Consider the following 24,260-nt stretch of genomic DNA (forward strand, 5'->3'; position numbering starts at 1 on the left):
TCCATCTTGTTTTTCATCTTGATAATCTTATTCATAACGAAGTGCTTCAATCGGATCGAGCTTAGAAGCCTTATTGGCTGGTAGAACACCAAATATCATACCAATACCAGCTGAGACCGCTAAACTAAAGAGAGCGATTGGGATAGATACTCCAACTTCGATTCCTGCAATCATGTTTTGAAGAAGGACACCTGCAAGCATAGTCACCCCTGCAGCCAGCACAAGACCGATGACCCCTCCTAACAAGGTTAGAATCATGGATTCAATCAAAAACTGAACCAGAATATTAGCCCGTGTAGCTCCCAGTGCTTTTCGTAGACCAATCTCGCGGGTACGCTCTGTCACCGAAACAAGCATAATGTTCATAACACCAGTACCACCGACAAAAAGGGAAATCCCTGCAATAGCACTAATAATGGTAGTTATAAAGCCAAAGAGTTGTTGAACTTCGTGGAAGGCTGCAGACGCATCTGCAACTTGATATTCCCCTTGTTGAAGACCTGCAATCTCTGTCATTCTTCTTGCCAACTCTGGTCCCAAAGTCTGGGTTAAGCTAGTATCATTGACACGGAAGACAATATTTGAAATCTCATCTGTGTTAAAATTAGCTGCTAAGGAAATATTGGTCGTGATTGGTAGTCCTCCGACTCCAAAGGCTTTGACTGCCTTGGCTTCTTTACTTGCATAAACACCAATAACACGGTAACTGATTTCATTTACTTCAACAATTTGGTTGAGTGCTTCTTGTGCTGAACCAAAAAGGCTATTGGCTAGTTCTTCATCTAAAATGATCACGTTTGCAAAGTCCTTATAATCTTGTGCTCTAAGACTTCGACCTGCAATGATTTCATTTTCGACCGCATCCATATAGGTGACATTCCCACCCGTCATGTTAGCGTGTTCGACCTTTTTATCCTTATAAGTCAAGGTGACATTGGCTGAGTTGGTTACGTAATAACTATCTACTCCCTTAAGCTTTGCAGCTTCCTTAACCCAAGCTTCTTGAGGTTTTGGTGGTTCAACAAAATCTTCTTCTTGACCGCCAGACAAGGTCAGTGCAGATTGTCTTTGTGTAAAGGAACCGTCCTTACTCTTGGTAGGTGAGAAGAAGACATGGATGTCTTTTTGAGACTTGGTCATGTTTTTATTGACCTGTCGAGACATAGAGTCACCCAAGGCCATGATAACGACAACGGAGGAAACACCGATGATGATACCAATCATGGTCAGGAAGGAACGCATCTTGTGGGCCATGATAGATGAAAAGGCAAATTTCAGATTCTGCATCTTAGTTTTCCTCCTTTTCTACTTGGGCGCTATCAGATGAAATGACTCCATCGCGGATGACGATCTGACGCTTGGCGTAGGCGGCAATTTCAGGCTCATGCGTAACCATAATGATGGTTTTTCCTTCTTTGTTTAATTCAACCAAGAGCTGCATGATCTGGTTTCCTGTTTTAGTATCAAGGGCTCCAGTAGGCTCATCTGCCAAGATAATCGAAGGATTGTTAACAAGTGCACGCGCTATGGCAACTCTTTGCTTCTGACCACCTGACAACTCCGAAGGTAAGTGATGGCTACGCTCAGTCAACTCAACCTTTTCCAGATACTCTTCTGCTAATTTGCGACGTTTTGAAGCACCAACTCCTGCATAAATCAGAGGAAGTTCCACATTTTGGAGGGCATTCATTTTAGACAAGAGAAAGAATTGTTGAAAGACGAAGCCGATTTCTTGATTTCGAACCTTGGCTAATTGTTTTTCACCCAGACCAGCTACTTCTTTGCCATCTAGAAAATACTGACCACTTGTAGGAGTATCCAACATCCCAATGGTGTTCATGAGGGTTGACTTACCTGAACCGGATGGTCCCATGATAGCTACAAATTCTCCCTCTTGAACTTCTAGGTTAATGTTTTTAAGGACTTGAAGTTCTTGGTCACCATTTCGATAGCTACGGCAAATATTTTTAAGGCTAATTAGTTGCTTCATCAGTCTTCACCTCTTTTCCTTCTTGCAAGGAAGCTGTCGGATTACTGATGACTTTTGCTCCATCTGTCAGACCAGATGTGATTTCTTGATTTTCTGCATCTGCATTGCCCAATCCAACTTCAACTTTTTTGGCCTTTTGATTTTCATCAAGGATCCAAACATAGTTTTTCTCTTCTTCCATGACTACGCTGGTGATCGGAACAATCAATGCTTTGCTAGTGCTTTTCACTTCGACACTGACTGTAAAGCCCTGTTTCAAATCACCGATTTCACTAGTTACATCGACTGTATATGGATATTTAGACCCTGTGTTTGAACCAGCCAAGCTACTACTTGCTTCACTGTTATTTTTTGGATAATTTGAAATATAGCTAATCTTACCATTCCAAGTTTTATCTGGGTAAACCTTGGAAGTGAAAGTGACTTCTTGACCTACAGATAGATTGGCAAGGTTGTACTCAGAAAGCTCTCCCTTGACCTGCAAGTTATCGTTACTTACGATATGAACCAAAACTTGACTATTTCCTGTTGGAGATTTTGAAACGTTACGATTCACTTCAACAACTGTTCCCTCCACCGTACTCAATACCGTAGCAGCATTCAACTGGGCTTGAGCTTTTTCAAGTTGCGCTTCTGCATCTGCACGCACATCACGAGCATCGCTGATTTGAGAATCAATAGCAGCTGTGGCAGAACTTGATGACTGAGCTGCTGCTTGTCCAGTTGCTCCTTCTAGACCTGCTTGCGGAAGGCTAGGTGTTGCTGCAGCAGTATTTCGAGACTCATTCAGATCATTGATATGACGGTCAGCTTTAGCAACTGCACGACTGGCAGCATCATAGGCAGCCTGGGCTTCTGTGCTACTATACTTGACTAAGGCTTGGCCCTCGCTTACCTTATCACCAACTGAAACTAGAACCTCATCCAAATCTCCCTTGCTGCCATCAAAATAAACATATTGTTCTTTTTGAGCAGTTACTGTACCTGATAAAAGAACTGAAGATGCCACAGACCCCTCTTTGGCAAGGACTATCTTAGCAGTTTCATCTTTTGCTGCATCTTGATTTGGTTGTCTTAACAGAAGAACAGCTGCTGCTCCCACTACAAATACTGACGCCACTCCAATAGCAGTAAATAAAGGCCATTTCTTAGCTTTTGACTTTCTTTTCATAGCAATACCCCTTTTATAAATATATATGTTAAGATTATAGCACATATCCTAAAAATGAACAATTTATTTCTCATTATCCAAAAACATTTGCTAAATCTTTTATTGTTGTATTAGTTATACAATACACTTTCTTTTTTATTTTTGCAAGCATTTTCTTAAAAATTTTTAAGCGTAGCAGATTTTTGCATTGACCTCCAAAAAAAGATAGAATATGACTAGAAAACAACAAAGGAGCTTTCTATGAGAGAATACGATATTATCGCCATTGGAGGAGGTAGCGGGGGTATTGCTACCATGAATCGTGCTGGTGAACATGGTGCTAAAGCGGCAGTTATTGAGGAAAAGAAATTAGGTGGAACCTGTGTCAATATTGGCTGCGTTCCTAAGAAAATTATGTGGTACGGAGCTCAAATCGCAGAGAGCATCCACAAATATGGACCTGACTATGGTTTTACAAGTACTGGTATTGAATTTGATTATTCAAGGCTTCGTAAAAATCGTGAAGCCTATATTGATCGTGCTCGCTCTTCTTATGGTGGAAGCTTTAAGCGTAACGGAGTTGATTTGATTGAAGGACGCGCCGAGTTCGTTGATGCTCATACTGTTAGTGTCAATGGAGAGTTGATCCGAGCTAAGCACATCGTGATTGCGACTGGGGCACATCCTCATATTCCTGCCATTCCTGGTGCTGAACTAGGTGGTAGTTCTGATGATGTCTTTGCTTGGGAAGAGTTACCTGAATCTGTAGCCATTCTTGGGGCAGGTTACATTGCTGTCGAATTGGCTGGCGTGCTCCATACCCTTGGTGTGCAGACAGATTTATTCGTCCGTCGCGAGCGTCCGCTCCGTGGATTTGATAGTTATATTGTTGATAGTCTAGTTCAAGAAATGGAAAATACTGGATTAAACCTCCACACCCATAAGGTTCCTGCTAAACTTGAAAAAACTGAACAAGGCACTACCATTCATTTCGAAGATGGTAGTACTCATACTGCCAGTCAAGTTATCTGGGCAACTGGCCGCCGTCCAAACGTTGAAGGACTCCAGCTAGAAAAGGCAGGCGTTACCCTCAATGAACGCGGCTTTATCCAGGTTGATGAATACCAAAATACTGTCGTTGAAGGTATCTACGCTCTTGGAGATGTCACAGGCGAAAAGGAACTGACTCCTGTCGCTATCAAAGCTGGGCGTACACTCTCTGAAAGACTTTTCAATGGAAAAACCAATGCAAAAATGGACTACACGACTATTCCAACTGTTGTCTTCTCACACCCAGCTATCGGAACAGTCGGCCTGACTGAGGAAGAAGCCATCAAAGAGTATGGACAAGAAAACATTAAAGTTTATACTTCAAAATTTGCTTCTATGTATTCAGCAGTTACTAGTCACCGTCAAGAAGCACGCTTCAAGCTCGTTACAGCTGGTGCGGACGAAAAGGTCGTTGGCCTTCATGGTATCGGCTACGGCGTCGATGAAATGATTCAAGGCTTCGCAGTTGCTATCAAGATGGGCGCTACAAAAGCAGACTTTGATGCTACAGTCGCTATCCATCCTACAGGTTCAGAAGAATTTGTGACTATGCGTTAATACAAAAAGAGACCATCACGGTCACTCAGATTGAAGAAAAAGCCTATTTTGGACTATTTTCTTCAATCTTTTTCTTTTACTAGAGCAAATTATAAAACACTTAAAAATAGCATCCCATCAGGATTCCTAATAATTTTCACTATATGGTAGCCAAGCTCTATAAGGCTAGTCTTTTTATTACGGATAAGATTTACCTGTGTTTTGAAAACTCTCTTGGCCTCCGGTTCTCTCTAAATCGACCGCCACAAATTTGTAACCTTTGTTTTTAAAATAGGTTGACAATTGTGTTTCTTAAAGTATAATAGTTACTATAAATTACAAAAGAGGTTAACTATTATGAAAAAAGCACATATTTACGCTATTCCAGCTATCGGGGCTGCTCTGATTGCAGTATTAGCCCAAATCAGTATCCCAATTGGACCTGTACCATTTACTCTGCAAAACTTTGCTATCGGACTCATCGCTACTGTTTTTCGACCTAGGGAAGCTGTTCTCTCTGTTGGAATCTATCTCTTACTGGGTGCCATTGGTCTTCCTGTCTTTGCTGGTGGAGGAGCTGGTTTCCATGTTTTAGTAGGACCAAGTGCTGGTTATCTTTGGTTTGACCTAGTCTATGCAGGACTTGCATCTTATCTAACACACACAAATAGTGGTGTTGTACGTATTTTCCTAGCCAATCTCTTGGGTGATTCACTTGTTTTTGTCGGTGGTATCCTCAGCCTACACTTCCTCGCTGGTATGCCTTTTGATAAGGCACTGGCTGTCGGTGTCATTCCCTTTATAATTCCTGATCTTGCAAAAATTATTGCCATTAGTTTTATCGGACGACCACTCCTTCAACGTCTTAGTAATCAACCCTACTTTTCACATAAATAAAGAAAGGAGGTCGGGAATTTTCGCCCAACCTCCTTTCGTCTGTTTTTATATGATTGCTTATTGATTTTTAAAGGCATCGACCATCACTTGAAACTCTTCGTTTGAAAGGGTGATTCCTTTCCCCATCTTAGTGTGGTCTGGACTCCAAGCACGAATGTCAAACTTTGCTGGTGCTCCGTTAAAGCTGACACGATTGATTTCCTTAGTCCAACCTTTTTCATTCTCTGAGAGCGTAAGTAAGTGTTCCTCGATTTCAAATGTAAATTCTGCCATTGTATTCTCCTTTTGATTGTCTTCACTTGATTATTCGTAAAATCTTGTAGATTTTTTTAAAATTGTATATAATGGTAAAAAGAAGGGAGGCTCCGATGAAAGATTTATTTAACTACATTCAACAAAAATTCCAAGGCTTTCTCAACGGACGAGAAGAACCAGATCATTCCAAAGCTGACTCCCTGACAAGTGCCATTAAAGAGGCGCTTCTAAAAAAAACTGCTGTCCACATTATTTTTTCCGATACGAGTTTTACAGGGGATATCATCAAATATGATACAGACCGCCAGCAAATTATCGTTAAAAATTTTGCAAAAAATGTGACCCGCATTATTCGAATCCCAGATATTCAGAAAGTGAGTTTTGTTCCCTCAACCGTCCAAACTGCCCAAAAAAATCGATTTAAGAAAGAGTGAGATGAGTTTTCATCATCTCACTCTTTTCTATTAACGAATTTGTTCAAAATGAAGGTGAACAGCAATGTGTTCTCCGTAACCACTTCTCTCTAAATCACGTTGCAAACGGTAAGAGATATAGTGTTCAGCGATGGTAATGTAGCCTGCGCCAAGCAAGCGATGCTCAACCATTGATTGAATCATGCTGATAGTGGCACGCTCCACTTTTGCTTCTTCTAGATCCAAGACAACTTTTTTAGTTACCTGAGCTAGATTTTGACGTAAATCATCTGTCAAAACATAAACTGTTTGCGCAGCTTTGAGAATGGCTTGATAGATTTTATCTGGATCAAAATCGGCAACTTGTCCATCACGTTTAATGACTTGCATAAGCTTCTCCTTTTAATTTGTATTTTCTTTAATGTCTGCTAACATTTTAGCTTCTTCTGCTGTTAATTCGTAATGTTCCAACAAATCTGGTCTACGCTCATAAGTTTTTTTGAGACTTTCATAGAGACGCCATTGACGAATCTTCTCATGGTGCCCACTCATAAGCACTTCTGGAACCACCATCCCACGATAATCAAAAGGACGTGTGTACTGAGGATATTCGAGGAGCCCAGATGAGAAGCTATCATCTTGGTGACTGGTTTCCTTCCCAATCACTTCTGGTATCAAGCGAACCGTCGCATCAATCATGGTCATTGCTGCCAGTTCTCCACCAGTTAGAACATAATCACCAAGGGAAATCTCATCTGTTACCAAGGTCTTAATGCGTTCATCATAGCCCTCGTAGTGACCACAGATAAAGATGAGTTCCTCTTCTTTGGCTAAATCTTCAGCATAAGCCTGGTCAAACTGCTTACCTGCAGGATCCAAAAGAATCACGCGCGGATTCTTCTTTTCAATAGCATCAAAAGGCATCGAAAATGGGTTGGGCACGGAGCAACATGCCCTGACCGCCTCCGTAAGGCTCATCGTCGACATGGCGGGCCTTTTCAGCATATTCTCGAAAATTATGATACTGGATATCCAAGAGCCCTTTTTCACGAGCCTTTCCAACGATTGAGTGCTCCAGTGGAGAAAACATCTCTGGAAAAAGGGTTAAAATATCAATCTTCATCGTCTAACCCTTCTAAGATTTCCACATCGACCCGTTTATTTGGAATATCAACATTGAGAACCACTGGTGGGATATATGGTAAAAGCAGATCACGTTTTCCCTTACGCTTAACTACCCAAACATCATTGGCCCCTGGTTGAAGAATTTCCTTAATGGTTCCAATCAAGTTGTCACCCTCGTAGACCTCTAGTCCAATAATCTCGTGATAGTAAAATTCACCCTCATCTAGGTCATTAAGGTTTTCTTCCGCAACCTTCAAACTGTAGCCCTTGTATTTTTCGATATCATTGATGTGATACATATCCTTAAATTTGATGATATCAAAGTTTTTATGCTTACGGTGACTTGCGATAGTCACTGTTTTAACAAATTGATCCTTCTCATCAAACAAGGCCAGTTCTGCACCTTTTTTAAAGCGTTCTTCCGAAAAATCCGTCACAGATAAGACTCTCATCTCACCTTGCAAACCTTGTGTATTAACGATTTTTCCAACGTTAAAATAGTTCATTTGATCTCCTGTAATTTCCTTATCTCCATTTTCTTCTTACAATTTTTTAATAATATCTATAATTTTTTCTGATTCGGACCACTGTAAATAATGATGACTTCCACTTAGAATAAGTCTAGTCTTAGAAGTCCAATATTCTGATTCTCTGTACTCTTTTTCTCTATAAGCCTGACAAAAAATAAATACAGGGATACGATCTGTTATTGACACATCCTCAAAATCTTCCTTGGTGATCTCAACAGATACCTGAAAGCCCGGAACTTGAGATTCCAACTCTGAGCCTTTTTCTTGCATTAATTCCCATATCTTTTTATTAATTTCAGGGCTAAAGGTGGTTTGAGTTAAGTTCTTAAAATAAAGTTCAGGACCGAATTCTTCAATCAGTCTCATTTGCTTTTCCATTTCTGGATAAGGATTCTTTGAAAAATCAGCAAACATTACTTTTTTAGTTGTCGGTTCAATCGCCACTAAAGCTTGACAATTAAAATCTTTGTTCATCAATTTGCAAGCTAAGATTCCACTCAAGCTATGAACACAAAGTACATAATCAGAAATATTTAGTTTTTTAAGAATTTCATAAACTGCATCTACAAGATTGTCAAGATTTTTTCCAGCTAGGTTCTGAATCGAACTCCTACCTGTATTTGGAAAATCAATTGTCAAATAACCAATTGTGGGAGGAAGTTTTTCAAGTATAAGTGAAAAATTTTCATAACTTGGTATCAAACCTGCCCCATTTAGACAAACAAGCATTTTCTTTTGCTTTTGATAAGTAACAGAGAGACTACCGATTTCTGTAGATACTTCAAACCTCTTCATAAAGAAATCCACTCATTCTATATAATGAATTATTAAAAATCCTTATCCTTTATTTTATCACGTTCTAGGTATTTTCACAAGTTGGAGAAAAAAGCTAGTTCTGACCTTCCGCTTCTAAATATCCTTCCAAATCTCGTTCATGGTGATACTTGATGGCAGCTTTCTTATCTTTTTCAAAAATGGTCTTGGTTAGATCAATATCGTTGATAGCTGCGATTGAAACCGTATAATGAATAATATCAGCAAGTTCTTTAGCAAGTTCCTCATTTGAGTCCTGAACTCCCTTTTTTCGTCCAGAACGTCCATTTAAAACCTCGGCTACTTCACCAACTTCTTCAACTAGTTTTATAAAGAGCCCTTCTTCTGTTCTAGATTGCTGGTAATGTTCTAGCAAATAGGCTTGTAGTTGTCTAACTGTTAAATCCTTCATATCCTTCTCCTAGCAAAAAAGCGAGACATCCGTCCCGCTTTTTTATTTTTCGTCAATAACGATTCTTACTTTTTTGTCTTCAGTTGGGACAGAGTAGACAATCGTTCTTATCGCAGAGATAGTGCGACCCTTACGACCAATCACACGACCCACATCGCTTTGGTCAAGATCCAAATGATACTCCAAAAATTCTGGTGTATCTTCAATCTTGATAGTTAAGGCATCTGGTTGTGAAATCAAAGGTTTCACAATTGCAATAATGAGATTTTCAATCGTATCCATCTGTCAACCTACTTTAGAATTATTTAGAGAATTTAGAATCGTGGAATTTTTTCAATACGCCTTCTTTTGAAAGGATGTTGCGTACTGTATCTGAAGGTTGAGCTCCATCAGCCAACCATGCAAGAACGCGGTCTTCTTTCAAAGTTACTTGGTTTTCAGCAACAAGTGGGTTGTAAGTTCCAACTGTTTCGATGAAACGTCCATCACGTGGTGAACGTGAATCTGCTACGTTAATACGGTAGAAAGGTTTTTTCTTAGAACCCATACGAGTCAAACGGATTTTTACTGCCATTTTTAATATCTCTTTTCTTTTATTTTTTAGTTCGGTGAAATAGCTGAGCTATTTAGCACATGTTCTATTATAGCAGATTTCTAAGAGGTGTCAAGAAAAAAACTTGACAGACTATAAAATTTTTAAATTTTTTAGACTAATAGGGAAAAATAGAAGGAGAAACTTTATGAATACTACAATAGAGAACATTTACAAAGACCATCAAGTCAAACCTTACATCTCTCCAAATCGTGATGTCCAAGCTTGGCTACTAAATCCCAAGCCCGTTCCCAAATAACACATGGACTTATTAGCAGATGATTTACTAGCAGGAGATATCATTCTCCTATGGAGAATCCAGTTTGGCACTTTTACCACCGAAACCTGGTTTCCTAAATACTTCGAGTACACTTATGGCATTGATTAGAAACGATTGTTGAGAAAGGCTATGCTCTTGTCGAAACTGCTTTTGACTCACTTGACCATCTAAATAGCACCTTGAAAAAGAATATCCTGAAGAAGAAGGGAGTTACTGGACTTTCTAAAATGAAGGCTGCCGACCTGAATCAAGCCCTTCATGACCATTTTTCAAAAGAAGAATTAACTGGTCACTTCTCGATTCGCGGTTATAGACTAACTCCAAAAGGAGAGAACAGGTACTCAAAGACCATCAAGCAATCATTGACCGCCATCCAAAGAAGAATCTTTAATCAACCAAGTCAGGTTGATTTTTTTGAAAACAGTTTCTAAAAAAATCTAATCAATTCACTTACGAGAAAAATTTTTTATGATAAACTGATGTCTAATCAAAAAGAAATGGAGACTATAATGCCTAGAAATTTCAAAGAAGCTCTTTTATTTACAACACTAATGTGTTCCATGATGGTACTCGGTATGTCTATTTGGAATCTTTTTATTGTTGGTCAACTTTCACTACATCATTTAGCCCTTGGTTACATTCCTGGTTTTGTCACAGCCTTTTTATTGGATGTCATCCTTGTTGGACCAATCGTTAAGTCAATTGCCTTTCGTATCCTCAAGGATCATCATAAACGCTGGCAGAAAATCATTACAATTTCTGGAGGAATGGCAGTTCTCATGGTCACTTTCATGTCCTTCTATGGACTTTTCTACAATGGCATTGCTATCACACCCAAGACCTATCTAAGTGCCTGGATCGTAAACTTTATTGCAGCTCTTCCTCTAAACTTCCTAATTGTCGGACCAATTGCCCGTTTTATACTAAGTTCTTTTCAGAAACCATTTGCTGGGGAAGAAGAAGTTGAAGATTTTCAAGATGATGATGAAATCCCAACTATTATCTAAGCCAGTTCTGTAAACTACTAATATTTGAAATCCACTTTCAATTAGGGTACAATGGTAGAAATGATTTTTGAAAGGATTCCCATGAAAAAAATAGCAACACTTCTATTAATCTCAACTTTTGCCCTTGCTGGATGTAGCAGTATCCAACGTAGTCTGCGAGGCGATGACTATGTAGATTCTAGCTTGGCTGCCGAAGAAAGTTCCAAAGCAGCTGCCCAATCTGCCAAGGATCTTAAAGACGCCTTGACAAATGAAAATGCCAATTTTCCACAACTATCTAAAGAAGTTGCTGAAGACGAGGCTGAAGTCATTCTCCATACAAGTCAAGGAGATATCCGTATCAAACTCTTTCCAAAGCTAGCCCCTCTTGCGGTTGAAAATTTCCTAACTCACGCTAAGGAAGGCTACTACAATGGCGTTACCTTCCACCGAGTGATTGATGGCTTTATGGTTCAGACTGGTGATCCAAAAGGGGATGGTACAGGTGGCGAATCCATCTGGCACGATAAGGACAAGACTAAAGACCATGGAACTGGTTTCAAGAGCGAAATCTCTCCATATCTCTATAACATCCGTGGTTCTCTCTCCATGGCTAATACTGGCCAACCAAATTCCAATGGTAGCCAGTTCTTCATCAACCAAAATACAACAGACATTTCTGCCAAACTTCCTACAAGTAGCTATCCAAAGAAAATTATCGAAGCCTACAAAGAAGGTGGGAACCCTAGTCTAGACGGAAAACATCCTGTCTTTGGTCAAGTTATCGACGGTATGGATGTTGTTGACAAGATTGCCAAAGCTGAAAAAGACGAAAAAGACAAACCAACTACTGCTATCACTATCGATAGTATCGAAATAGTGAAAGACTACAATTTTAAATCTTAAAAACCAAAAAATACAGTATCCTCGTTAGGTACTGTATTTCTTTTACTCTCATTTTAAGTTAAGTTGTTAAAATCCCAGATTTGGTCCATCCATCCTTCGTAGAAGTCTGGTTCGTGGCAAACCATAAGGATAGAGCCCTTATACTCTTTTAGAGCTCGTTTGAGTTCATCCTTAGCATCCACATCCAAGTGATTGGTTGGCTCGTCAAGAACGAGGACATTATTCTCACGGTTCATCAAGAGACAGAAACGAACCTTGGCTTGTTCACCACCAGAGAGAACTTGAATTTGACTTTCGATATGCTTAGTCGTCAGACCACAGCGGGCAAGGGCAGCACGAACTTCGGCTTGATTGAGAGCCGGAAAGGCATTCCACACTGCTTCTAATGGTGTTTGGCGGTTACCGCCTTCCACTTCTTGTTCAAAGTATCCTAGTTCTAGATAATCACCGCGTTCAACTTCCCCAGCAATTGGCGGGATAATACCCAAAAGAGACTTCAAGAGGGTTGTTTTACCGATACCATTGGCACCGATAATGGCAACCTTCTGATTGCGTTCAAAGGTAAGATTTAATGGTTTTGTAAGTGGGCGGTCGTAACCAATCTGCAAGTCCTTGGCTTGGAAGATAAAGCGTCCAGGTGTACGAGCTGGTTTAAAATCAAAGGACGGCTTTGGTTTCTCACTTTGAAGCTCGATAATGTCCATCTTATCCAATTTCTTCTGGCGGGACATGGCCATGTTTCGTGTTGCAACACGCGCCTTGTTTCGCGCCACAAAATCCTTGAGGTCAGCAATTTCTTTCTGTTGACGCTCATAGGCTGCCTCTAGTTGCGATTTCTTCATGGCATAGACTTCTTGGAACTGGTAGTAATCCCCAGAGTAGCGAGTCAACTGTTGATTTTCTACATGATAGACGATATTGATCACATCGTTGAGGAAAGGAATATCGTGAGAGATAAGAACAAATGCATTTTCATAGTTTTGAAGATAACGCTTGAGCCAGTCAATATGCTCGGCATCCAAATAGTTGGTAGGCTCATCCAAAAGCAAGATATCTGGCTTTTCAAGAAGAAGTTTGGCTAAAAGTACCTTGGTTCTTTGTCCACCAGATAAGGCTGTTACGTCCGTATCCATACCATAATCCATGACACCAAGGGCACGCGCAACTTCGTCAATCTTAGCATCCAAGGTATAGAAGTCACGACTTTCCAAACGATCCTGAAGTTCGCCGACTTCTTCCATTAGGGCATCAATATCAGCGCCCTCTTCTGCCATTTCCATGTAGAGTTCATTGATACGTGCTTCTGCCTTAAATAACTCATCAAAAGCAGTACGAAGGACATCACGCACAGTTTGTCCTTCTTTGAGCACAGCGTGCTGGTCCAGATAACCAGCTGTCACATATTTAGACCATTCCACCTTACCTTCATCAGGTAACATTTTACCAGTTACGATGCTCATGAAGGTTGATTTTCCTTCACCATTGGCACCAACTAAGCCGATATGTTCACCTTTAAGGAGGCGGAAAGATACATCTTCAAAAATCGCACGGTCACCAAAACCGTGACTCAAATTTTTAACTTCTAAGATACTCATTTTAATTCCTTATCTTGTTTTTATGTAGTAGTTTATAGAGGAGCCAAGCTAGGTAGCCACCCAAGGTATTGGTCCACAAATCATCAATCTCAAAGACCCGATTAAAGTCCAAGAAAAAGTCTAAAACTAGTTGCGTGCATTCAATTCCCAAGCTCAATAAAAAGCTAAACAAAATCACTTTCTTAGTATTTCTTAGACTAGGAATGAGAAAGAGAAGTTGGAAAATCAGCGGGAAGAGCAAGAGGATATTTAGAGCGTTTTGCAAAAATATCCAGAATAGCTGCAGAAGGCTGGTTACTTCACCTAGTTTCCAAAGGGAGTTAAAAGGCGTCAAAAGAAAAACCAGGCGTCCAAAAGTTTGAATACCTGGAGTTTCCACTCCTGTAGGAAGTTGAGGCTGGGGAGTAAAACAAAAACAGAAGATACAAAGACTGTATAAAAGCACTCCCAAGCTTAGTAATGTTTTTCGACTCATCTTATGGATTTACTTCAGCTACTGCTTTTTGACGATCACGCTTCATGGTATTTGAACGCAACTGTCCACAAGCCGCATCGATATCTGTACCATGTTCCTGGCGAACGACACAGTTGACACCTTTTTTCTTGAGTGTATCATAGAAGGCCATGACACGCTCTTTAGGACTTCGGCTATACTGATCATGCTCACTAACTGGATTATAAGGAATCAAGTTGACATAAGACAATTTCTTAATGTTCTTAAGCAATTCTGCCAACTCAAGTGCTTGTTCTACTCCGTCGTTAACTTCATTAAGCATGATATACTCAAAAGTCACACGGCGGTTGGTTGTCTCTATGTAATACTCGATAGCTGCAAAGAGTTTTTCAATCGGAAAGGCACGGTTAATCTTCATAATGCTTGAACGAAGTTCATTGTTTGGCGCATGAAGTGAGACAGCAAGGTTGACCTGTACGCCTTCATTAGCAAAATCACGAATCTTGTGAGCCAAACCTGAAGTTGATACTGTGATATGGCGAGCACCGATAGCCATTCCCTTGTCATCATTGATGGTACGGATGAAGTTCAAGACATTATTGTAGTTATCAAATGGTTCTCCGATACCCATGACAACGATATGACTAACACGTTCGTCCTGTCCACGCTCGTCAAAATATTTTTGAACCAGCATAATCTGAGCGACGATTTCCCCGTTATTAAGGTCACGTTGCTTCTTGATCAAGCCTGATGCACAGAAGGTACAACCGATATTACATCCTACCTGAGTGGTTACACAGACTGACAAACCATAATGTTGACGCATAAGTACAGTCTCAATCAACATACCGTCTGGCAACTCAAAGAGGTACTTAACTGTCCCATCTGCTGACTCTTGAACGATGCGTTGTTTCAAGGGATTGACCACAAACTGGTCGTTGAGTTTGGCAATCAAATCCTTTGACAAGTTAGTCATTTCCTCAAAAGACTGAACACGTTTACGGTAGAGCCACTCCCAGATTTGATCTGCACGGAATTTCTTTTCTCCCTGTTCAAGTGCCCATTCTTGCATCCCTTGGCGGGTTAAACTATAAATCGACGGTTTCATCTTTTCTCCTTATTTTCTACTCACTTCTGACGAATGACGAAATGACGCTGCCCCTTGTCTTCTTTCTGGGATTTTTGTTCTTTTGAACGTCGTCTATTTCTTTTATCTGTATGATTTCTTTTCTTGTTTTGAGAAGGTTTCTTTCCTTTTCGAGAATCTTTTTCTTCCTCTTTTTTGCGCATTTTTTGGTCAAAGGACGCCCGCTTAGGCACTTGGTTTTCTAAGACAAAATAGGCACAACCATAGCTACAGTACTCTAGTAGATAATCCTGCAAGCGACTGATTTTTTCTAAAGACTCTTCAGCGCGTTCATTCTTATAAAAGCCTCGCAAGCGCAACTGTTCATTACTCCAGTCTCCTACGATATAGTCGAACTTAGTCAAAACTTCTGAAAAACGTTGAGTAAAAGCCGTTACATCAAAAGCATCCTTGCTATTTTCAACCAAGGTAAAAGCAAAACCTTCAGCCTCGACCCTAGATCCAGTCACACGAAACTCTGGACCAGGGAATTTATTGTAATTGTATAATTCAGGTGCAATCTCTTTACGCATAATTTTCCTTTTTCAACGATTTCTTAACACTCTATTTTACCATATTTTCGGGATATTTTCACTTTTAGTCTTAAAATAAAAAAAGTCTGACGATTTAAGAATCTAATCTAAAAAATTCGTTTGTCCTGAAAAAAGAAAAAACTGGGAAAATCCCAGTTTATAAATATTATAGGTAAAGGAATTTGAAGATTGCTACCGCTGCAATCGCTGCAAGAATCGGTGCAACTACTGGTACCCATGCATACCACCATTTTGAATCACCCTTGTGTTGACCAAGGATTGATTTTGGAAGGAAGGCGTGAAGAAGACGTGGTCCAAAGTCACGAGCTGGATTCAAACCAGGTCCTGAAGGTCCTCCAAGTGAAGTAACCAAAGCCATTACCAAGAAACCAAGTGCCATATGACCTACTGCAACACCTGCTGTTGTGTGTGGTGCTGTTTGAGCTTTAATTGCCAAGTCAGAGAAGTCAACATTTTGACCAGCTTGAGTTGCCATTTGTTTCATGTATTGGAGGACTTCAGCTCCAAAGAAGTTCTTTGTCAAACCAAGTGCTGCAAAGAAGAGAACGAATGAACCAACGAACTCGTTGATAAAACCGTTAACTGTTGCTGCGAAGCGTGATTCTTTTGTACCGTGGTCCAAACTTGAAATAGTTGAGAAAGATCCCAAGATATTGTTTGCTTTTTCAGTTTGCAAGTAGTATGGACGGTGAGTTGCAACAACCAAGGCTTGTCCGAAGATTGCTCCCAAGACTTGTGCAACGATGTATGGTGCTACTTGTGCCCAAGGGAAAAGTCCGCTAACTGCTAGACCAAGAGTGAAGGCTGGGTTGATGTGGTTACCAGAAACATTACCAAACATCAAGGCAGGGATCATAACCCCCATACCGTAACCAACAGCGATAACGAGCCAGCCACTTTGGTGACCTTTCGTACCTTTAAGTTCAACGTTGGCAACTGCACCATTTCCCAAGATGATCAAGATGGCTGTTCCCAAAAATTCAGTGGCATATTTGACTGCCCATGCGAAATCCATTGATAGATTCTCCTTAATATTTTTTAGACAATCCCTATTCTATCAATTTTTAAGCCTTTTAGCAACAGATTTTCTAAAAGAATACTGCGGGAAAACGCTTTTATTTTAGTTCTTAAAAAAAGACCTAACAAAGCTAGTTTGTTAAGTCAAAATTTTGATTATTCTTGACGCTGACCAAAGTCCTTAATCATCTGATCCATTTCTTCACGACTTGGTGTCGTTAGCATATAGAGAAAGTCTCCTTGCAATTCAGCAAAGGCTGCAGGCATGATTTTCTTGACCTTAAATTGCTGACCGTATTTGGCGAGCAAGTCTTCTTCTGAATAAACATAGTTGGCATTGGCGCGACGAGATGTTGCCAAGCAGTACAGGGGCTCGAATTGTGAAGCAGGGAATGGCTCACCCGCAACAATCGCTGCATAGCCTTTGTACAAATCAAAAGAATGGGCATAGTTATAGACATCAATGGTGAAGCCACCTGCTGGACGGTTATTGTACTCAATAGCAATATAATCATCACCATCACGGAAGAACTCGATATGGAAGAAACGTTCCTTCATGCCAAATTCCTTGACAATTGCCTCACCATACTTGCGCAATTTTGGATCCATCTCTTTGAGAACGTAATAAGAATTGTCCATCTTGTAAATCATAAGATCGAGAGGTGTGTGAGCATAGTCAAAGGTCGTAGAAAAGACGATATTCCCGTCTCTATCTACCAAACCATCGAAAGTACAGATTTCACTAGAAGTAACAAATTTTTCAAAGAAATAAACGGTTGAATGGTCCCACTCTGCCTTGAAATGATGGATATCTTCTTCTGTTTCAAGCTTGAAGGTTGCTGCCGCTCCCACTCCATTGTCAGGTTTGGCAATCATAGGCAGGCCAATTTCTTTCACAGCTTTGTCAACATCTACATCTGTTTCAATGACAGCACCTGGAACCACTGGAACTCCAGCTTTTTTGAAGAGTTTCTTCATTTCAGACTTGAACTTGGTCTTTTTGAGGTCGTCTGGTTTTGCACCAAAGACATGAAACTGTTCACGAAGAGCAGCATCCAGCTCTAGCCAGTATTCATTGTGAGATTCGATGCGTTCAATTGGACCATGCTTATAAAAGAGAAAGGCAACTGCGCGTTTAACTTCATCAATATTTTCAAGATTATCAACACGGAAATACTCAGTCAAGCTATTGCGCAGTGGCTCATCTAGTTGTTCATAGGGTTCTTGCCCAATCCCTAGAACGGTGATTCCTTTATTGGCTAGCTCAACACTAAACTGTTGGAAATTTTGTGGGTAATAGGGTGAAATTACAAGATAATTCATAAGCAACTCCTTTTATAGACTCATATGACCGAGGAAATAAGGCATTTGTTTGCGCCACCATTCCCAGTCATGGGCAACATCGTGCCCCCATTCTGCAAACCAGGCAGGAATTTGTTTTTGGTCAAAGGCTTCTTTTAACTTGTAGTAAGAAGGCAGGCCATCCTGTTCCCAAGCACCTAGTCCAGTACAAATCACAATCTCAGCCTGACGGTAACGGTCAATAAACCAACCATCATTTTGATTCCAGATATAGTCTACTGGTGAATTTTGATAGATAGCATCATCATTGTAGTAGTCACCTACAAAGAAACGCGCATCGTATACACCACTGAGGGCGATTACCTTGGTAAAGACGTCTGGATGCTGCAGAAAGAAATTCAAAGCGTGATAGGCTCCCATAGAGCATCCTGTTGTCATCATACCGTCAAACCAGCCTGTCTTGTGCTTGATAAAAGGAATGGCTTCTTCAATAACGTATCTCTCATAAGCACGGTGCATTTCAGCTTGGTCATGACCATTTTTCCATGTTGCTAGCCAACTCTCACTATCGACACTTGAAAGGGTAAAGAATTGCACTCGACCTTCCTCGATAAAGGATGCACATGCATCAATCATGCCAAAATCATTGTATTCATTGTGGCTACCACCTGAGGAAGCAAAGACAACCACTGGGATACCTGCGTGTCCGTAACGATTAACATACATTTCACGGTTTAGATGACCACTCCAGTGGCTAAGATGTTCAATATTCATATCCTGTCTCCTTTATACTATTTACCAATTTTCTGCAAAAAATCGTAGACAAGCTGGAAGATTTTCTGACCATGGCACTTCATGGTGAATGGCTCCAGCCTGAACCTTGAGTGAGAGATTTTCCAACTGCACTCCTCCCGCTATCAAATCATGATAATAGCGAAGGGAAGAGTCGATATAGGCCTGCTTAATATTGCCAGCCATGAGGGTCTTGTCTGTATCATCAGCTTCTTCCGTTCCAACATAGATAAAAATTCGTTGGTCAGGTAAGAGTTTTTTACGCTCGATATAGCGATCAAAGGCCTCTTGGTGGAGCCAGTTAGCTGATGAGAAAACTCCCAAGCACCCAATCTGATCTTGATACTCCAAGCCGATAAACTGGGTAATATTGCCACCAAGTGAAGATCCTATCATTGCAGTGTGTTTACGGTCTGATTTTGTCCGATAGTTTTCATCGATAAAAGGCTTAACCACTTCCATGACAAATTCAGCATACTCGACACCTTTACCACCAAATTGTTGACCAGGAATATTAGACTCTTGGAATTTCCAAGCTGCATACTCGTTCATTCGTCCTAGGCCATCATTGTCAATAGCCACGATAATCATGCGACTGATATCTGGATTTCGCTTGATAGCAGGAATAATCTTCCAGGAATGTCCAACGTAAGATTCCTTACTATAAAAGACGTTTTGTCCATCATGGAAATACACCACAGGATAACTTCTATCCGTATCTTTCTCATAGTTTTTCGGGAGGAGAACACGTACGCGGCGCTCCTTACCTGTGTAGGGAACCACTAATTTATGCTCTCGCATTTTTAAATAAAAATAAGATTGATTCATTGTCAGAAAACTCTCTATATTCAAAATTTTATCTAATTATATCATAAAAATAGAAAAAAAGTCAGTTTCCGTCCAAATTTAGGACAATAAACTAACTTTTTTTACTTATTTTATCTTTTCCTCTGGTTTTTCTGATTAAAGGAGGTCATCGATCAACTCATCAACAGCATCCTTCTCAGCTTGAGGTGTGATTTCAGTAATCATAATTCCTGCTACTGCACGTTCAACCAAACCTTCGACATCCATACGCGCTTCATACTGCTCAGCATTCTTAATCTTTGGATTTGTCTTCGGACGATCGGGTGCAAAAATCGTACAACAATCTTCAAACGGCTGGATAGAAATTTCAAAGGTATCAATTTCTTGCGCAATGTCAATGATTTCTAGCTTATCCATAGTCACAACTGGACGGATAATTGGTGTATTAGTCACCGCATTAATAGCCTGCATACTCTCCAGGGTTTGGCTTGCCACCTGACCAAGACTTTCACCATTGATGATGACCAAACCATTTCTCACTTCACGGATACGGTCGGTAATCCGCATCATAAAGCGGCGAGTCAGAGTCATGAGATAGGCTTCTGGAGCTTTAGCCTTGATTTCTTCTTGAATCTCAGTGAATGGCACTTCGATAAACTGGATATTACCACCGAATTTGGTCAATTTACGAGTCAAGTCTTGCGCTTTCTTGAGGGCACCTGGACTTGTATATGGTGGACTAGCAAAGTGAACAGCCTCGATATCCACTCCACGTTTTAGAGCTAGATATCCAGCAACAGGAGAGTCAATGCCACCTGATAACATGAGCATACCTTTACCAGAAGTTCCAACTGGTAAACCACCTGCACCACGAATGGTTTCATATGAAAGGTAGGCTGCTTCTTCACGAATCTCCACTTGCAGATTGATATCAGGATTTTTCATTTGGACTTGAACGTTTGGAATAGCTTCAAAAACTGCTCCACCAAGCGTTTGATTGAGTTCACAACTATCGAGTTCAAAGTTGTGGTCGCTGCGTCTACTAGAGATTTTAAAGGTCATCCCTTCCTTGTAGATGTCCTTCATAATCTCTTGAACAGCAGATTTCAGAACTTCTACAGATTTTTCAACCTTATATACTGGAGAAAAGTTTTGAATCCCGAAAACTTGCTTGAGAGATTCTGCCACTGGTTCATAATCTGCCCCATTCAGATAAGCGTGGGCACGATCGCGATCTGCTGTGACTTTGACTTGAGGATAGATGGACAAAACGTCTGAGATATTATTACGTAGTTTATTGATGAAACGCATACGGTTTTTACCCTTGGTTGACAACTCTCCGTAGCGAATCATAATTTCTGAATACTGCATGAATGCTCCTATCTTACTTTTTTAGTTTGATTGTAGATTAATTTTAATTTAGTCAAAAATTGTTCAACTTGACTCATGTCATTTTCTAGGTCTAGACTGAGACGAACTGCTGACTGGGCTTTATCTTTTTCAATGCCCATGGCAATCAGGGTACCAGCAGGTTTCCCAGCCTTGGACGAGCAAGCTGATGTTGTAGAAATGAAAATATCATAGTCTTCAAAGGCGTGCACAATGACTTCACCACGAACACCCTTAATCCCAAAGGTCAAAATATGAGGCGCAAAGTCTTCCTCACCTGAGAAGACAAAAATATCTGGATAGTCAAGAAGAGCCTGACGAATGACTTCCTTCATCTGACTTGTTTTGCTAGCAAATAAGTCCAGTCTTTCCATAGCTAGACGCAAAGCCTTGGCAGTCGCAGCAATCCCAGCAACATTCTCAGTTGTTGAACGATAGTCACGCTCTTGGCCACCACCAGTTAAAAGCGGTGTAATTTTCTTACCAGACTTGATATAGACAAAGCCAACACCACGAACTCCATGGAATTTATGACTGGAGAAGGTTGCGAAATCTACTCGATCAGTCAGATACTTTTCTGTCGGTATTTTTGCCAAGGCCTGAACAGCATCTACATGGAAAGAAATAGTTGGCTTATCTGCCAAAAGTTCTGAAATAGCTTCAATAGGCTGGATTGAGCCAATCTCATTGTTGACTGCCATGATGGAAACTAGTGTGGTATCAGGACGAAGTAAACCTGCTAAGGCCTCTACATCTACAAATCCTTTTTCATCAACTGGTGTAAAATCCACTTCAAAACCTTGAGTCTTGAGCCAGAGGGCTGACTCCTTGACTGCTGGATGCTCAATGTCAGACACAATGATATGTTTGCCAAATTGCGCTTTTTCAAATGCTACACCTTTGATAACCCAGTTATCCCCTTCAGTCCCACCAGATGTAAAGAAGATTTCATCACTCTTCTTGCCAATCAAATCTGCAATCTGCTGTCGAGAAGCTTCTAAAATTCTGGTAGATTGGTCTCCCAAACGATGGAGACTTGAAGGATTTCCAATAATTTTTGCAGACACTTGCATATAGGTTTCAAGTGCTTCTGGATAAGGCTTAGTCGTTGCCGAATTATCAAAGTAAATCATGGTTTCTCACGCTTTCTAAAATCACTCCTTCTATTGTATCACGAAACAGTTCAGGCGACAAGAAAGGCAATTCAGGTTCATTTAAGTTTTTTTTAAAGATTTTCGGTATAATGAATTTTAGTAAAGGAGAGATATTATGTCTAATTATCGTAGAACATCAAAACCCAAAACAGAACACATCAAAAAAGGATTTACTGTTTTTCAAAAAACGATTGCTACTATCGGTAGTATTCTGGGACTGATTACTGCAAGCATCACCATCATGAATGCTATGAATAACAACAACAATAATAACTCTAAAAAAGAAACTACGACAACCCAGACAACTGTCATAAAAGAGATTCAAAAGGAATCCCCTCAAGAGAACACTACTCCCAACAAGGATAATACTTCTACAAAGGACAACACACAAGAAGAAATGACAAGTCAATCTAGTAGCAGTGAAGAAAGCAAGAAAGAAGACACTAGCAGTAAACAAGAACAACCAACTGCTCCTTCATCTAGCACTCAAACAACAGATACAAAAACGTCTACTACTAATGGAGCTTCCTAAAAGAACGATCTAACAGCCAGTGATTGAATCACTGGTTTTTTTTATTGCTGTCTTCAGTATTTATCAGCAAAAGTTGATCTTTGCAACAAAAAAATGATCAGCCTTTAAACCAATCATTTTTTGGATATATTTTATACTAAGAGCAAATTAGGAAGCTAGGCGCAGGTTGCTCAAAACACTGTTTTGAGGTTGTGGATAGAACTGACGAAGTCAGTAACAAATATACGGAAAGGCGACGCTGACGTGGTTTGAAGAGATTTTCGAAGAGTATTAGCTAAAAACTAAAAATAGATAGTTTAAAATAGATACCAGTACCAGCAGTCCGTTATTTAACAAATGAACAGCTATAGAATCAAGAATGTTTCCTCTACGAGCATAGGCTAAGTAAAATATCACTCCCAGTAAAAAATAAGTTACAAACTCTATCGGATAAAACATATGCAGGTAGCCAAAAATAGCAGAACTTATTAACAATTTCAACCACTTTTGATCAGCTTTAAAAAAATAGTGGCTGAAGAATCCTCTAAATACTAATTCTTCCATGATTGGAGCAAATATACCAATTGCAAAATGAAAAGCGATGAAAAATAGAGGAAAAACTCGAGTGACCTGCTCACTTGTAGCCAGCAAGGCCGCATCGTTAGCGGATGTTGGATTTCCAGTAACCACTTGGATCAGAAGAGTACCTACAATCGCTACGACTCGAGTAGCCACATAAAATAAAAGGGCTATTCCAAAATCCTTCCAGGTAAATTTGAAAGTCTTCTGCTGGTCTGGAACTTTCTTTTTATACTGTCTCCAAACAGCAACTAGCAAGAAGGTAGCAAGTAGCAAATACCCAATACTAGTCGTCCACTTTAAGGATAGAGAACTAGAATCTTCGAGAGCCAGCATTCTCATGGGAAATGTATTTATATTTATAATCAGTAAGATCATTCCTACAAATTTTAAACTATTTTTCAACTTTTGCACATCAATACCTCTTCTTTCCTTAACTCCAGCATCTCTACTTACTAAGAAAGCTCAGCTATGTTTTCTTTCCTCTTTATAGATTTCTACTCCCTTAATCAGAGATAATAACAAAAGGATAACCCCAATATCTAAATTGATCAAACTACCTCCATTAGCGAATAAATACAAACCCAAGCAGGCTTGTGCCAAAGGAAAGATATATTTATTAAATTTCATAGATACTCCCCAAAGCTTTCTACAAATAAATGAATAGAATAACTCCTTAGTCTTGCTCACAAGAGAACATCAAATTTAAGATTTACTTTTTTCTACTAGCTACCTCTAAAGCTCAGCTAACAATGACTCTTCTGATTAACTTGTAAGATCAGCTCTGTTCTTTTAGGGTTGAACCAGACCACCGATCTACTAAATCATGTTTAGGAACAATTATAGTTTAGCATTTATTTCCAGGAAAAGATTGCTTATTCTTAAATTGTCATCAAAACATCCTAAATGGTAGAAATTGGCTTGCGACTTAACCCAATCGAAAGTTCTTCGTCCCAAGTTAAAAATATTCTGGTCAAAGAACTTCAGTGGCCATCAGCTTCCTCACTTTAAGAAAAAGCGAACAAGACCAGATTCTGTTCATCA

28 protein-coding genes and 2 pseudogenes are annotated in these 24,260 nt (G+C 40.0%); 7 read left to right on the plus strand and 23 right to left on the minus strand.

Features of this window, described 5'->3' with window-relative positions:
- Positions 1–27: 27 nt before the first annotated feature.
- Genes HMPREF2805_RS06890 through HMPREF2805_RS06900 form a run of 3 tightly spaced genes read right to left on the minus strand, consistent with a single transcriptional unit; the run spans position 28 to position 3,161 of the window.
- A complete protein-coding gene (locus HMPREF2805_RS06890; RefSeq protein WP_075231920.1) occupies positions 28–1,287 on the minus strand; it encodes an ABC transporter permease in 1,260 nt (419 codons plus the stop codon).
- A 1-nt stretch (position 1,288) separates the two neighbouring features.
- On the minus strand, positions 1,289–1,990 hold the full coding sequence (locus tag HMPREF2805_RS06895) for an ABC transporter ATP-binding protein (RefSeq protein WP_075231921.1): 702 nt from the start codon (positions 1,988–1,990) through the stop codon (positions 1,289–1,291).
- Positions 1,974–3,161: an efflux RND transporter periplasmic adaptor subunit gene (locus HMPREF2805_RS06900; RefSeq protein ID WP_075231922.1), complete on the minus strand. Its 1,188-nt coding sequence runs from the start codon at positions 3,159–3,161 to the stop codon at positions 1,974–1,976. Before HMPREF2805_RS06900 ends, HMPREF2805_RS06895 begins: the two co-directional genes overlap by 17 nt.
- Positions 3,162–3,401: 240 nt before the next feature.
- Between HMPREF2805_RS06900 and gor the strand changes: the two genes are divergently transcribed.
- Entirely contained in the window at positions 3,402–4,748 is a 1,347-nt protein-coding gene (gene gor, locus HMPREF2805_RS06905) for a glutathione-disulfide reductase (protein WP_075231923.1), read from the plus strand.
- 336 nt (positions 4,749–5,084) lie between these two features.
- Positions 5,085–5,624, plus strand: a complete 540-nt coding sequence (locus HMPREF2805_RS06910) for a biotin transporter BioY (RefSeq protein WP_075231924.1) — start codon at positions 5,085–5,087, stop codon at positions 5,622–5,624.
- Between the two features lie 57 nt (positions 5,625–5,681).
- Here HMPREF2805_RS06910 and HMPREF2805_RS06915 read toward each other — a convergent pair whose 3' ends face one another.
- Positions 5,682–5,897, minus strand: coding sequence for a YdbC family protein (locus HMPREF2805_RS06915; protein WP_000807425.1), 216 nt, complete (start codon positions 5,895–5,897; stop codon positions 5,682–5,684).
- Positions 5,898–5,992: 95 nt separating this feature from the next.
- On the opposite strand from HMPREF2805_RS06915, the gene HMPREF2805_RS06920 reads away from it, so the two are divergent.
- A complete protein-coding gene (locus HMPREF2805_RS06920; protein WP_075231925.1) occupies positions 5,993–6,313 on the plus strand; it encodes a hypothetical protein in 321 nt (106 codons plus the stop codon).
- A 30-nt stretch (positions 6,314–6,343) separates the two neighbouring features.
- Here the strand turns inward: HMPREF2805_RS06920 and HMPREF2805_RS06925 are convergent, their stop codons facing one another.
- The 7 genes and pseudogenes from HMPREF2805_RS06925 to rpsP form a co-directional block, all read right to left on the minus strand.
- Complete coding sequence (locus tag HMPREF2805_RS06925) at positions 6,344–6,682, minus strand: ATP cone domain-containing protein (protein ID WP_001196044.1); 339 nt, start codon at positions 6,680–6,682, stop codon at positions 6,344–6,346.
- A 12-nt stretch (positions 6,683–6,694) separates the two neighbouring features.
- Positions 6,695–7,415 (minus strand): annotated as a pseudogene (gene trmD, locus HMPREF2805_RS06930) (tRNA (guanosine(37)-N1)-methyltransferase TrmD).
- Positions 7,405–7,923, minus strand: a complete 519-nt coding sequence (gene rimM / locus HMPREF2805_RS06935; RefSeq protein WP_075231926.1) for a ribosome maturation factor RimM — start codon at positions 7,921–7,923, stop codon at positions 7,405–7,407. The pseudogene trmD and the gene rimM overlap by 11 nt, the downstream one beginning before the upstream one ends.
- Positions 7,924–7,959: 36 nt before the next feature.
- Positions 7,960–8,742: an alpha/beta fold hydrolase gene (locus HMPREF2805_RS06940; RefSeq protein ID WP_049548819.1), complete on the minus strand. Its 783-nt coding sequence runs from the start codon at positions 8,740–8,742 to the stop codon at positions 7,960–7,962.
- A 94-nt stretch (positions 8,743–8,836) separates the two neighbouring features.
- Positions 8,837–9,172, minus strand: coding sequence for a MazG nucleotide pyrophosphohydrolase domain-containing protein (locus HMPREF2805_RS06945; protein ID WP_049548818.1), 336 nt, complete (start codon positions 9,170–9,172; stop codon positions 8,837–8,839).
- A gap of 42 nt (positions 9,173–9,214) precedes the next feature.
- Entirely contained in the window at positions 9,215–9,454 is a 240-nt protein-coding gene (kphA, locus tag HMPREF2805_RS06950) for an RNA-binding protein KphA (RefSeq protein ID WP_000379617.1), read from the minus strand.
- A 19-nt stretch (positions 9,455–9,473) separates the two neighbouring features.
- Positions 9,474–9,746, minus strand: a complete 273-nt coding sequence (gene rpsP / locus HMPREF2805_RS06955; RefSeq protein ID WP_000268760.1) for a 30S ribosomal protein S16 — start codon at positions 9,744–9,746, stop codon at positions 9,474–9,476.
- 166 nt (positions 9,747–9,912) lie between these two features.
- Between rpsP and HMPREF2805_RS11540 the strand changes: the two are divergent.
- The 3 genes and pseudogenes from HMPREF2805_RS11540 (at position 9,913) to HMPREF2805_RS06970 (ending at position 11,936) form a co-directional block, all read left to right on the plus strand.
- Positions 9,913–10,435, plus strand: a pseudogene (locus tag HMPREF2805_RS11540) (hypothetical protein).
- A 400-nt stretch (positions 10,436–10,835) separates the two neighbouring features.
- A complete protein-coding gene (locus HMPREF2805_RS10750) occupies positions 10,836–11,051 on the plus strand; it encodes a DUF2798 domain-containing protein (RefSeq protein WP_060956389.1) in 216 nt (71 codons plus the stop codon).
- A gap of 81 nt (positions 11,052–11,132) precedes the next feature.
- A complete protein-coding gene (locus HMPREF2805_RS06970) occupies positions 11,133–11,936 on the plus strand; it encodes a peptidylprolyl isomerase (protein WP_075231938.1) in 804 nt (267 codons plus the stop codon).
- Between the two features lie 53 nt (positions 11,937–11,989).
- Here HMPREF2805_RS06970 and abc-f read toward each other — a convergent pair whose 3' ends face one another.
- From abc-f to HMPREF2805_RS07020, 10 genes are all read right to left on the minus strand, one after another.
- Positions 11,990–13,531, minus strand: a complete 1,542-nt coding sequence (abc-f, locus tag HMPREF2805_RS06975) for a ribosomal protection-like ABC-F family protein (protein WP_049549120.1) — start codon at positions 13,529–13,531, stop codon at positions 11,990–11,992.
- 1 nt (position 13,532) lies between these two features.
- Positions 13,533–14,006, minus strand: a complete 474-nt coding sequence (locus tag HMPREF2805_RS06980) for a VanZ family protein (protein WP_075231928.1) — start codon at positions 14,004–14,006, stop codon at positions 13,533–13,535.
- A gap of 1 nt (position 14,007) precedes the next feature.
- Positions 14,008–15,093 carry a dual-specificity RNA methyltransferase RlmN gene (gene rlmN / locus HMPREF2805_RS06985; protein ID WP_075231929.1) on the minus strand — a complete coding sequence of 362 codons (1,086 nt, stop codon included), beginning with the start codon at positions 15,091–15,093 and terminating at the stop codon, positions 14,008–14,010.
- A 20-nt stretch (positions 15,094–15,113) separates the two neighbouring features.
- Positions 15,114–15,644 carry a YutD family protein gene (locus HMPREF2805_RS06990; RefSeq protein WP_075231930.1) on the minus strand — a complete coding sequence of 177 codons (531 nt, stop codon included), beginning with the start codon at positions 15,642–15,644 and terminating at the stop codon, positions 15,114–15,116.
- Between the two features lie 166 nt (positions 15,645–15,810).
- Complete coding sequence (gla, locus tag HMPREF2805_RS06995) at positions 15,811–16,680, minus strand: aquaglyceroporin Gla (RefSeq protein ID WP_075231931.1); 870 nt, start codon at positions 16,678–16,680, stop codon at positions 15,811–15,813.
- A 158-nt stretch (positions 16,681–16,838) separates the two neighbouring features.
- Positions 16,839–18,005: an ATP-grasp domain-containing protein gene (locus tag HMPREF2805_RS07000; protein WP_075231932.1), complete on the minus strand. Its 1,167-nt coding sequence runs from the start codon at positions 18,003–18,005 to the stop codon at positions 16,839–16,841.
- A gap of 12 nt (positions 18,006–18,017) precedes the next feature.
- On the minus strand, positions 18,018–18,758 hold the full coding sequence (locus HMPREF2805_RS07005) for an esterase family protein (RefSeq protein ID WP_075231933.1): 741 nt from the start codon (positions 18,756–18,758) through the stop codon (positions 18,018–18,020).
- 21 nt (positions 18,759–18,779) lie between these two features.
- On the minus strand, positions 18,780–19,604 hold the full coding sequence (locus HMPREF2805_RS07010; RefSeq protein WP_001076728.1) for an alpha/beta hydrolase: 825 nt from the start codon (positions 19,602–19,604) through the stop codon (positions 18,780–18,782).
- A 135-nt stretch (positions 19,605–19,739) separates the two neighbouring features.
- Positions 19,740–20,954, minus strand: coding sequence for a tRNA uracil 4-sulfurtransferase ThiI (gene thiI, locus HMPREF2805_RS07015; RefSeq protein ID WP_075231934.1), 1,215 nt, complete (start codon positions 20,952–20,954; stop codon positions 19,740–19,742).
- Between the two features lie 8 nt (positions 20,955–20,962).
- On the minus strand, positions 20,963–22,105 hold the full coding sequence (locus HMPREF2805_RS07020) for a cysteine desulfurase family protein (RefSeq protein WP_075231935.1): 1,143 nt from the start codon (positions 22,103–22,105) through the stop codon (positions 20,963–20,965).
- Between the two features lie 136 nt (positions 22,106–22,241).
- Here HMPREF2805_RS07020 and HMPREF2805_RS07025 point away from each other — a divergent pair, with 136 nt between their 5' ends.
- Complete coding sequence (locus HMPREF2805_RS07025; protein WP_075231936.1) at positions 22,242–22,658, plus strand: DUF6556 family protein; 417 nt, start codon at positions 22,242–22,244, stop codon at positions 22,656–22,658.
- 270 nt (positions 22,659–22,928) lie between these two features.
- Here the strand turns inward: HMPREF2805_RS07025 and HMPREF2805_RS07030 are convergent, their stop codons facing one another.
- Together HMPREF2805_RS07030 and HMPREF2805_RS11310 are read right to left on the minus strand one after the other, a co-directional pair.
- Entirely contained in the window at positions 22,929–23,630 is a 702-nt protein-coding gene (locus tag HMPREF2805_RS07030; protein ID WP_075231937.1) for a CPBP family intramembrane glutamic endopeptidase, read from the minus strand.
- Positions 23,631–23,681: 51 nt separating this feature from the next.
- Positions 23,682–23,846 carry a hypothetical protein gene (locus HMPREF2805_RS11310; protein WP_186822561.1) on the minus strand — a complete coding sequence of 55 codons (165 nt, stop codon included), beginning with the start codon at positions 23,844–23,846 and terminating at the stop codon, positions 23,682–23,684.
- Between the last annotated feature and the right edge of the window lie 414 nt (positions 23,847–24,260).

It is taken from the genome of Streptococcus sp. HMSC034E03, assembly GCF_001811505.1.
Taxonomy (GTDB): Bacteria; Bacillota; Bacilli; order Lactobacillales; family Streptococcaceae; genus Streptococcus.

Bases quoted from the DNA above. Each gene is read 5' to 3' on its own strand.
- HMPREF2805_RS07000 (WP_075231932.1), bottom strand. From the start codon at position 18,005: ATGAATTATCTTGTAATTTCACCCTATTACCCACAAAATTTCCAACAG.
- HMPREF2805_RS06920 (WP_075231925.1), top strand. From the start codon at position 5,993: ATGAAAGATTTATTTAACTACATTCAACAAAAATTCCAAGGCTTTCTC.
- rlmN (WP_075231929.1), bottom strand. From the start codon at position 15,093: ATGAAACCGTCGATTTATAGTTTAACCCGCCAAGGGATGCAAGAATGG.
- HMPREF2805_RS06915 (WP_000807425.1), bottom strand. From the start codon at position 5,897: ATGGCAGAATTTACATTTGAAATCGAGGAACACTTACTTACGCTCTCA.
- HMPREF2805_RS06940 (WP_049548819.1), bottom strand. From the start codon at position 8,742: ATGAAGAGGTTTGAAGTATCTACAGAAATCGGTAGTCTCTCTGTTACT.
- HMPREF2805_RS11310 (WP_186822561.1), bottom strand. From the start codon at position 23,846: ATGAAATTTAATAAATATATCTTTCCTTTGGCACAAGCCTGCTTGGGT.
- HMPREF2805_RS06925 (WP_001196044.1), bottom strand. From the start codon at position 6,682: ATGCAAGTCATTAAACGTGATGGACAAGTTGCCGATTTTGATCCAGAT.
- HMPREF2805_RS07010 (WP_001076728.1), bottom strand. From the start codon at position 19,604: ATGAATCAATCTTATTTTTATTTAAAAATGCGAGAGCATAAATTAGTG.
- abc-f (WP_049549120.1), bottom strand. From the start codon at position 13,531: ATGAGTATCTTAGAAGTTAAAAATTTGAGTCACGGTTTTGGTGACCGT.
- HMPREF2805_RS06980 (WP_075231928.1), bottom strand. From the start codon at position 14,006: ATGAGTCGAAAAACATTACTAAGCTTGGGAGTGCTTTTATACAGTCTT.
- HMPREF2805_RS06895 (WP_075231921.1), bottom strand. From the start codon at position 1,990: ATGAAGCAACTAATTAGCCTTAAAAATATTTGCCGTAGCTATCGAAAT.
- HMPREF2805_RS06990 (WP_075231930.1), bottom strand. From the start codon at position 15,644: ATGCGTAAAGAGATTGCACCTGAATTATACAATTACAATAAATTCCCT.
- gla (WP_075231931.1), bottom strand. From the start codon at position 16,680: ATGGATTTCGCATGGGCAGTCAAATATGCCACTGAATTTTTGGGAACA.
- HMPREF2805_RS06945 (WP_049548818.1), bottom strand. From the start codon at position 9,172: ATGAAGGATTTAACAGTTAGACAACTACAAGCCTATTTGCTAGAACAT.
- thiI (WP_075231934.1), bottom strand. From the start codon at position 20,954: ATGCAGTATTCAGAAATTATGATTCGCTACGGAGAGTTGTCAACCAAG.
- HMPREF2805_RS06970 (WP_075231938.1), top strand. From the start codon at position 11,133: ATGAAAAAAATAGCAACACTTCTATTAATCTCAACTTTTGCCCTTGCT.
- HMPREF2805_RS07020 (WP_075231935.1), bottom strand. From the start codon at position 22,105: ATGATTTACTTTGATAATTCGGCAACGACTAAGCCTTATCCAGAAGCA.
- kphA (WP_000379617.1), bottom strand. From the start codon at position 9,454: ATGGATACGATTGAAAATCTCATTATTGCAATTGTGAAACCTTTGATT.
- HMPREF2805_RS06890 (WP_075231920.1), bottom strand. From the start codon at position 1,287: ATGCAGAATCTGAAATTTGCCTTTTCATCTATCATGGCCCACAAGATG.
- HMPREF2805_RS07025 (WP_075231936.1), top strand. From the start codon at position 22,242: ATGTCTAATTATCGTAGAACATCAAAACCCAAAACAGAACACATCAAA.
- rimM (WP_075231926.1), bottom strand. From the start codon at position 7,923: ATGAACTATTTTAACGTTGGAAAAATCGTTAATACACAAGGTTTGCAA.
- HMPREF2805_RS06900 (WP_075231922.1), bottom strand. From the start codon at position 3,161: ATGAAAAGAAAGTCAAAAGCTAAGAAATGGCCTTTATTTACTGCTATT.
- gor (WP_075231923.1), top strand. From the start codon at position 3,402: ATGAGAGAATACGATATTATCGCCATTGGAGGAGGTAGCGGGGGTATT.
- rpsP (WP_000268760.1), bottom strand. From the start codon at position 9,746: ATGGCAGTAAAAATCCGTTTGACTCGTATGGGTTCTAAGAAAAAACCT.
- HMPREF2805_RS07005 (WP_075231933.1), bottom strand. From the start codon at position 18,758: ATGAATATTGAACATCTTAGCCACTGGAGTGGTCATCTAAACCGTGAA.
- HMPREF2805_RS10750 (WP_060956389.1), top strand. From the start codon at position 10,836: ATGTCCTTCTATGGACTTTTCTACAATGGCATTGCTATCACACCCAAG.
- HMPREF2805_RS06910 (WP_075231924.1), top strand. From the start codon at position 5,085: ATGAAAAAAGCACATATTTACGCTATTCCAGCTATCGGGGCTGCTCTG.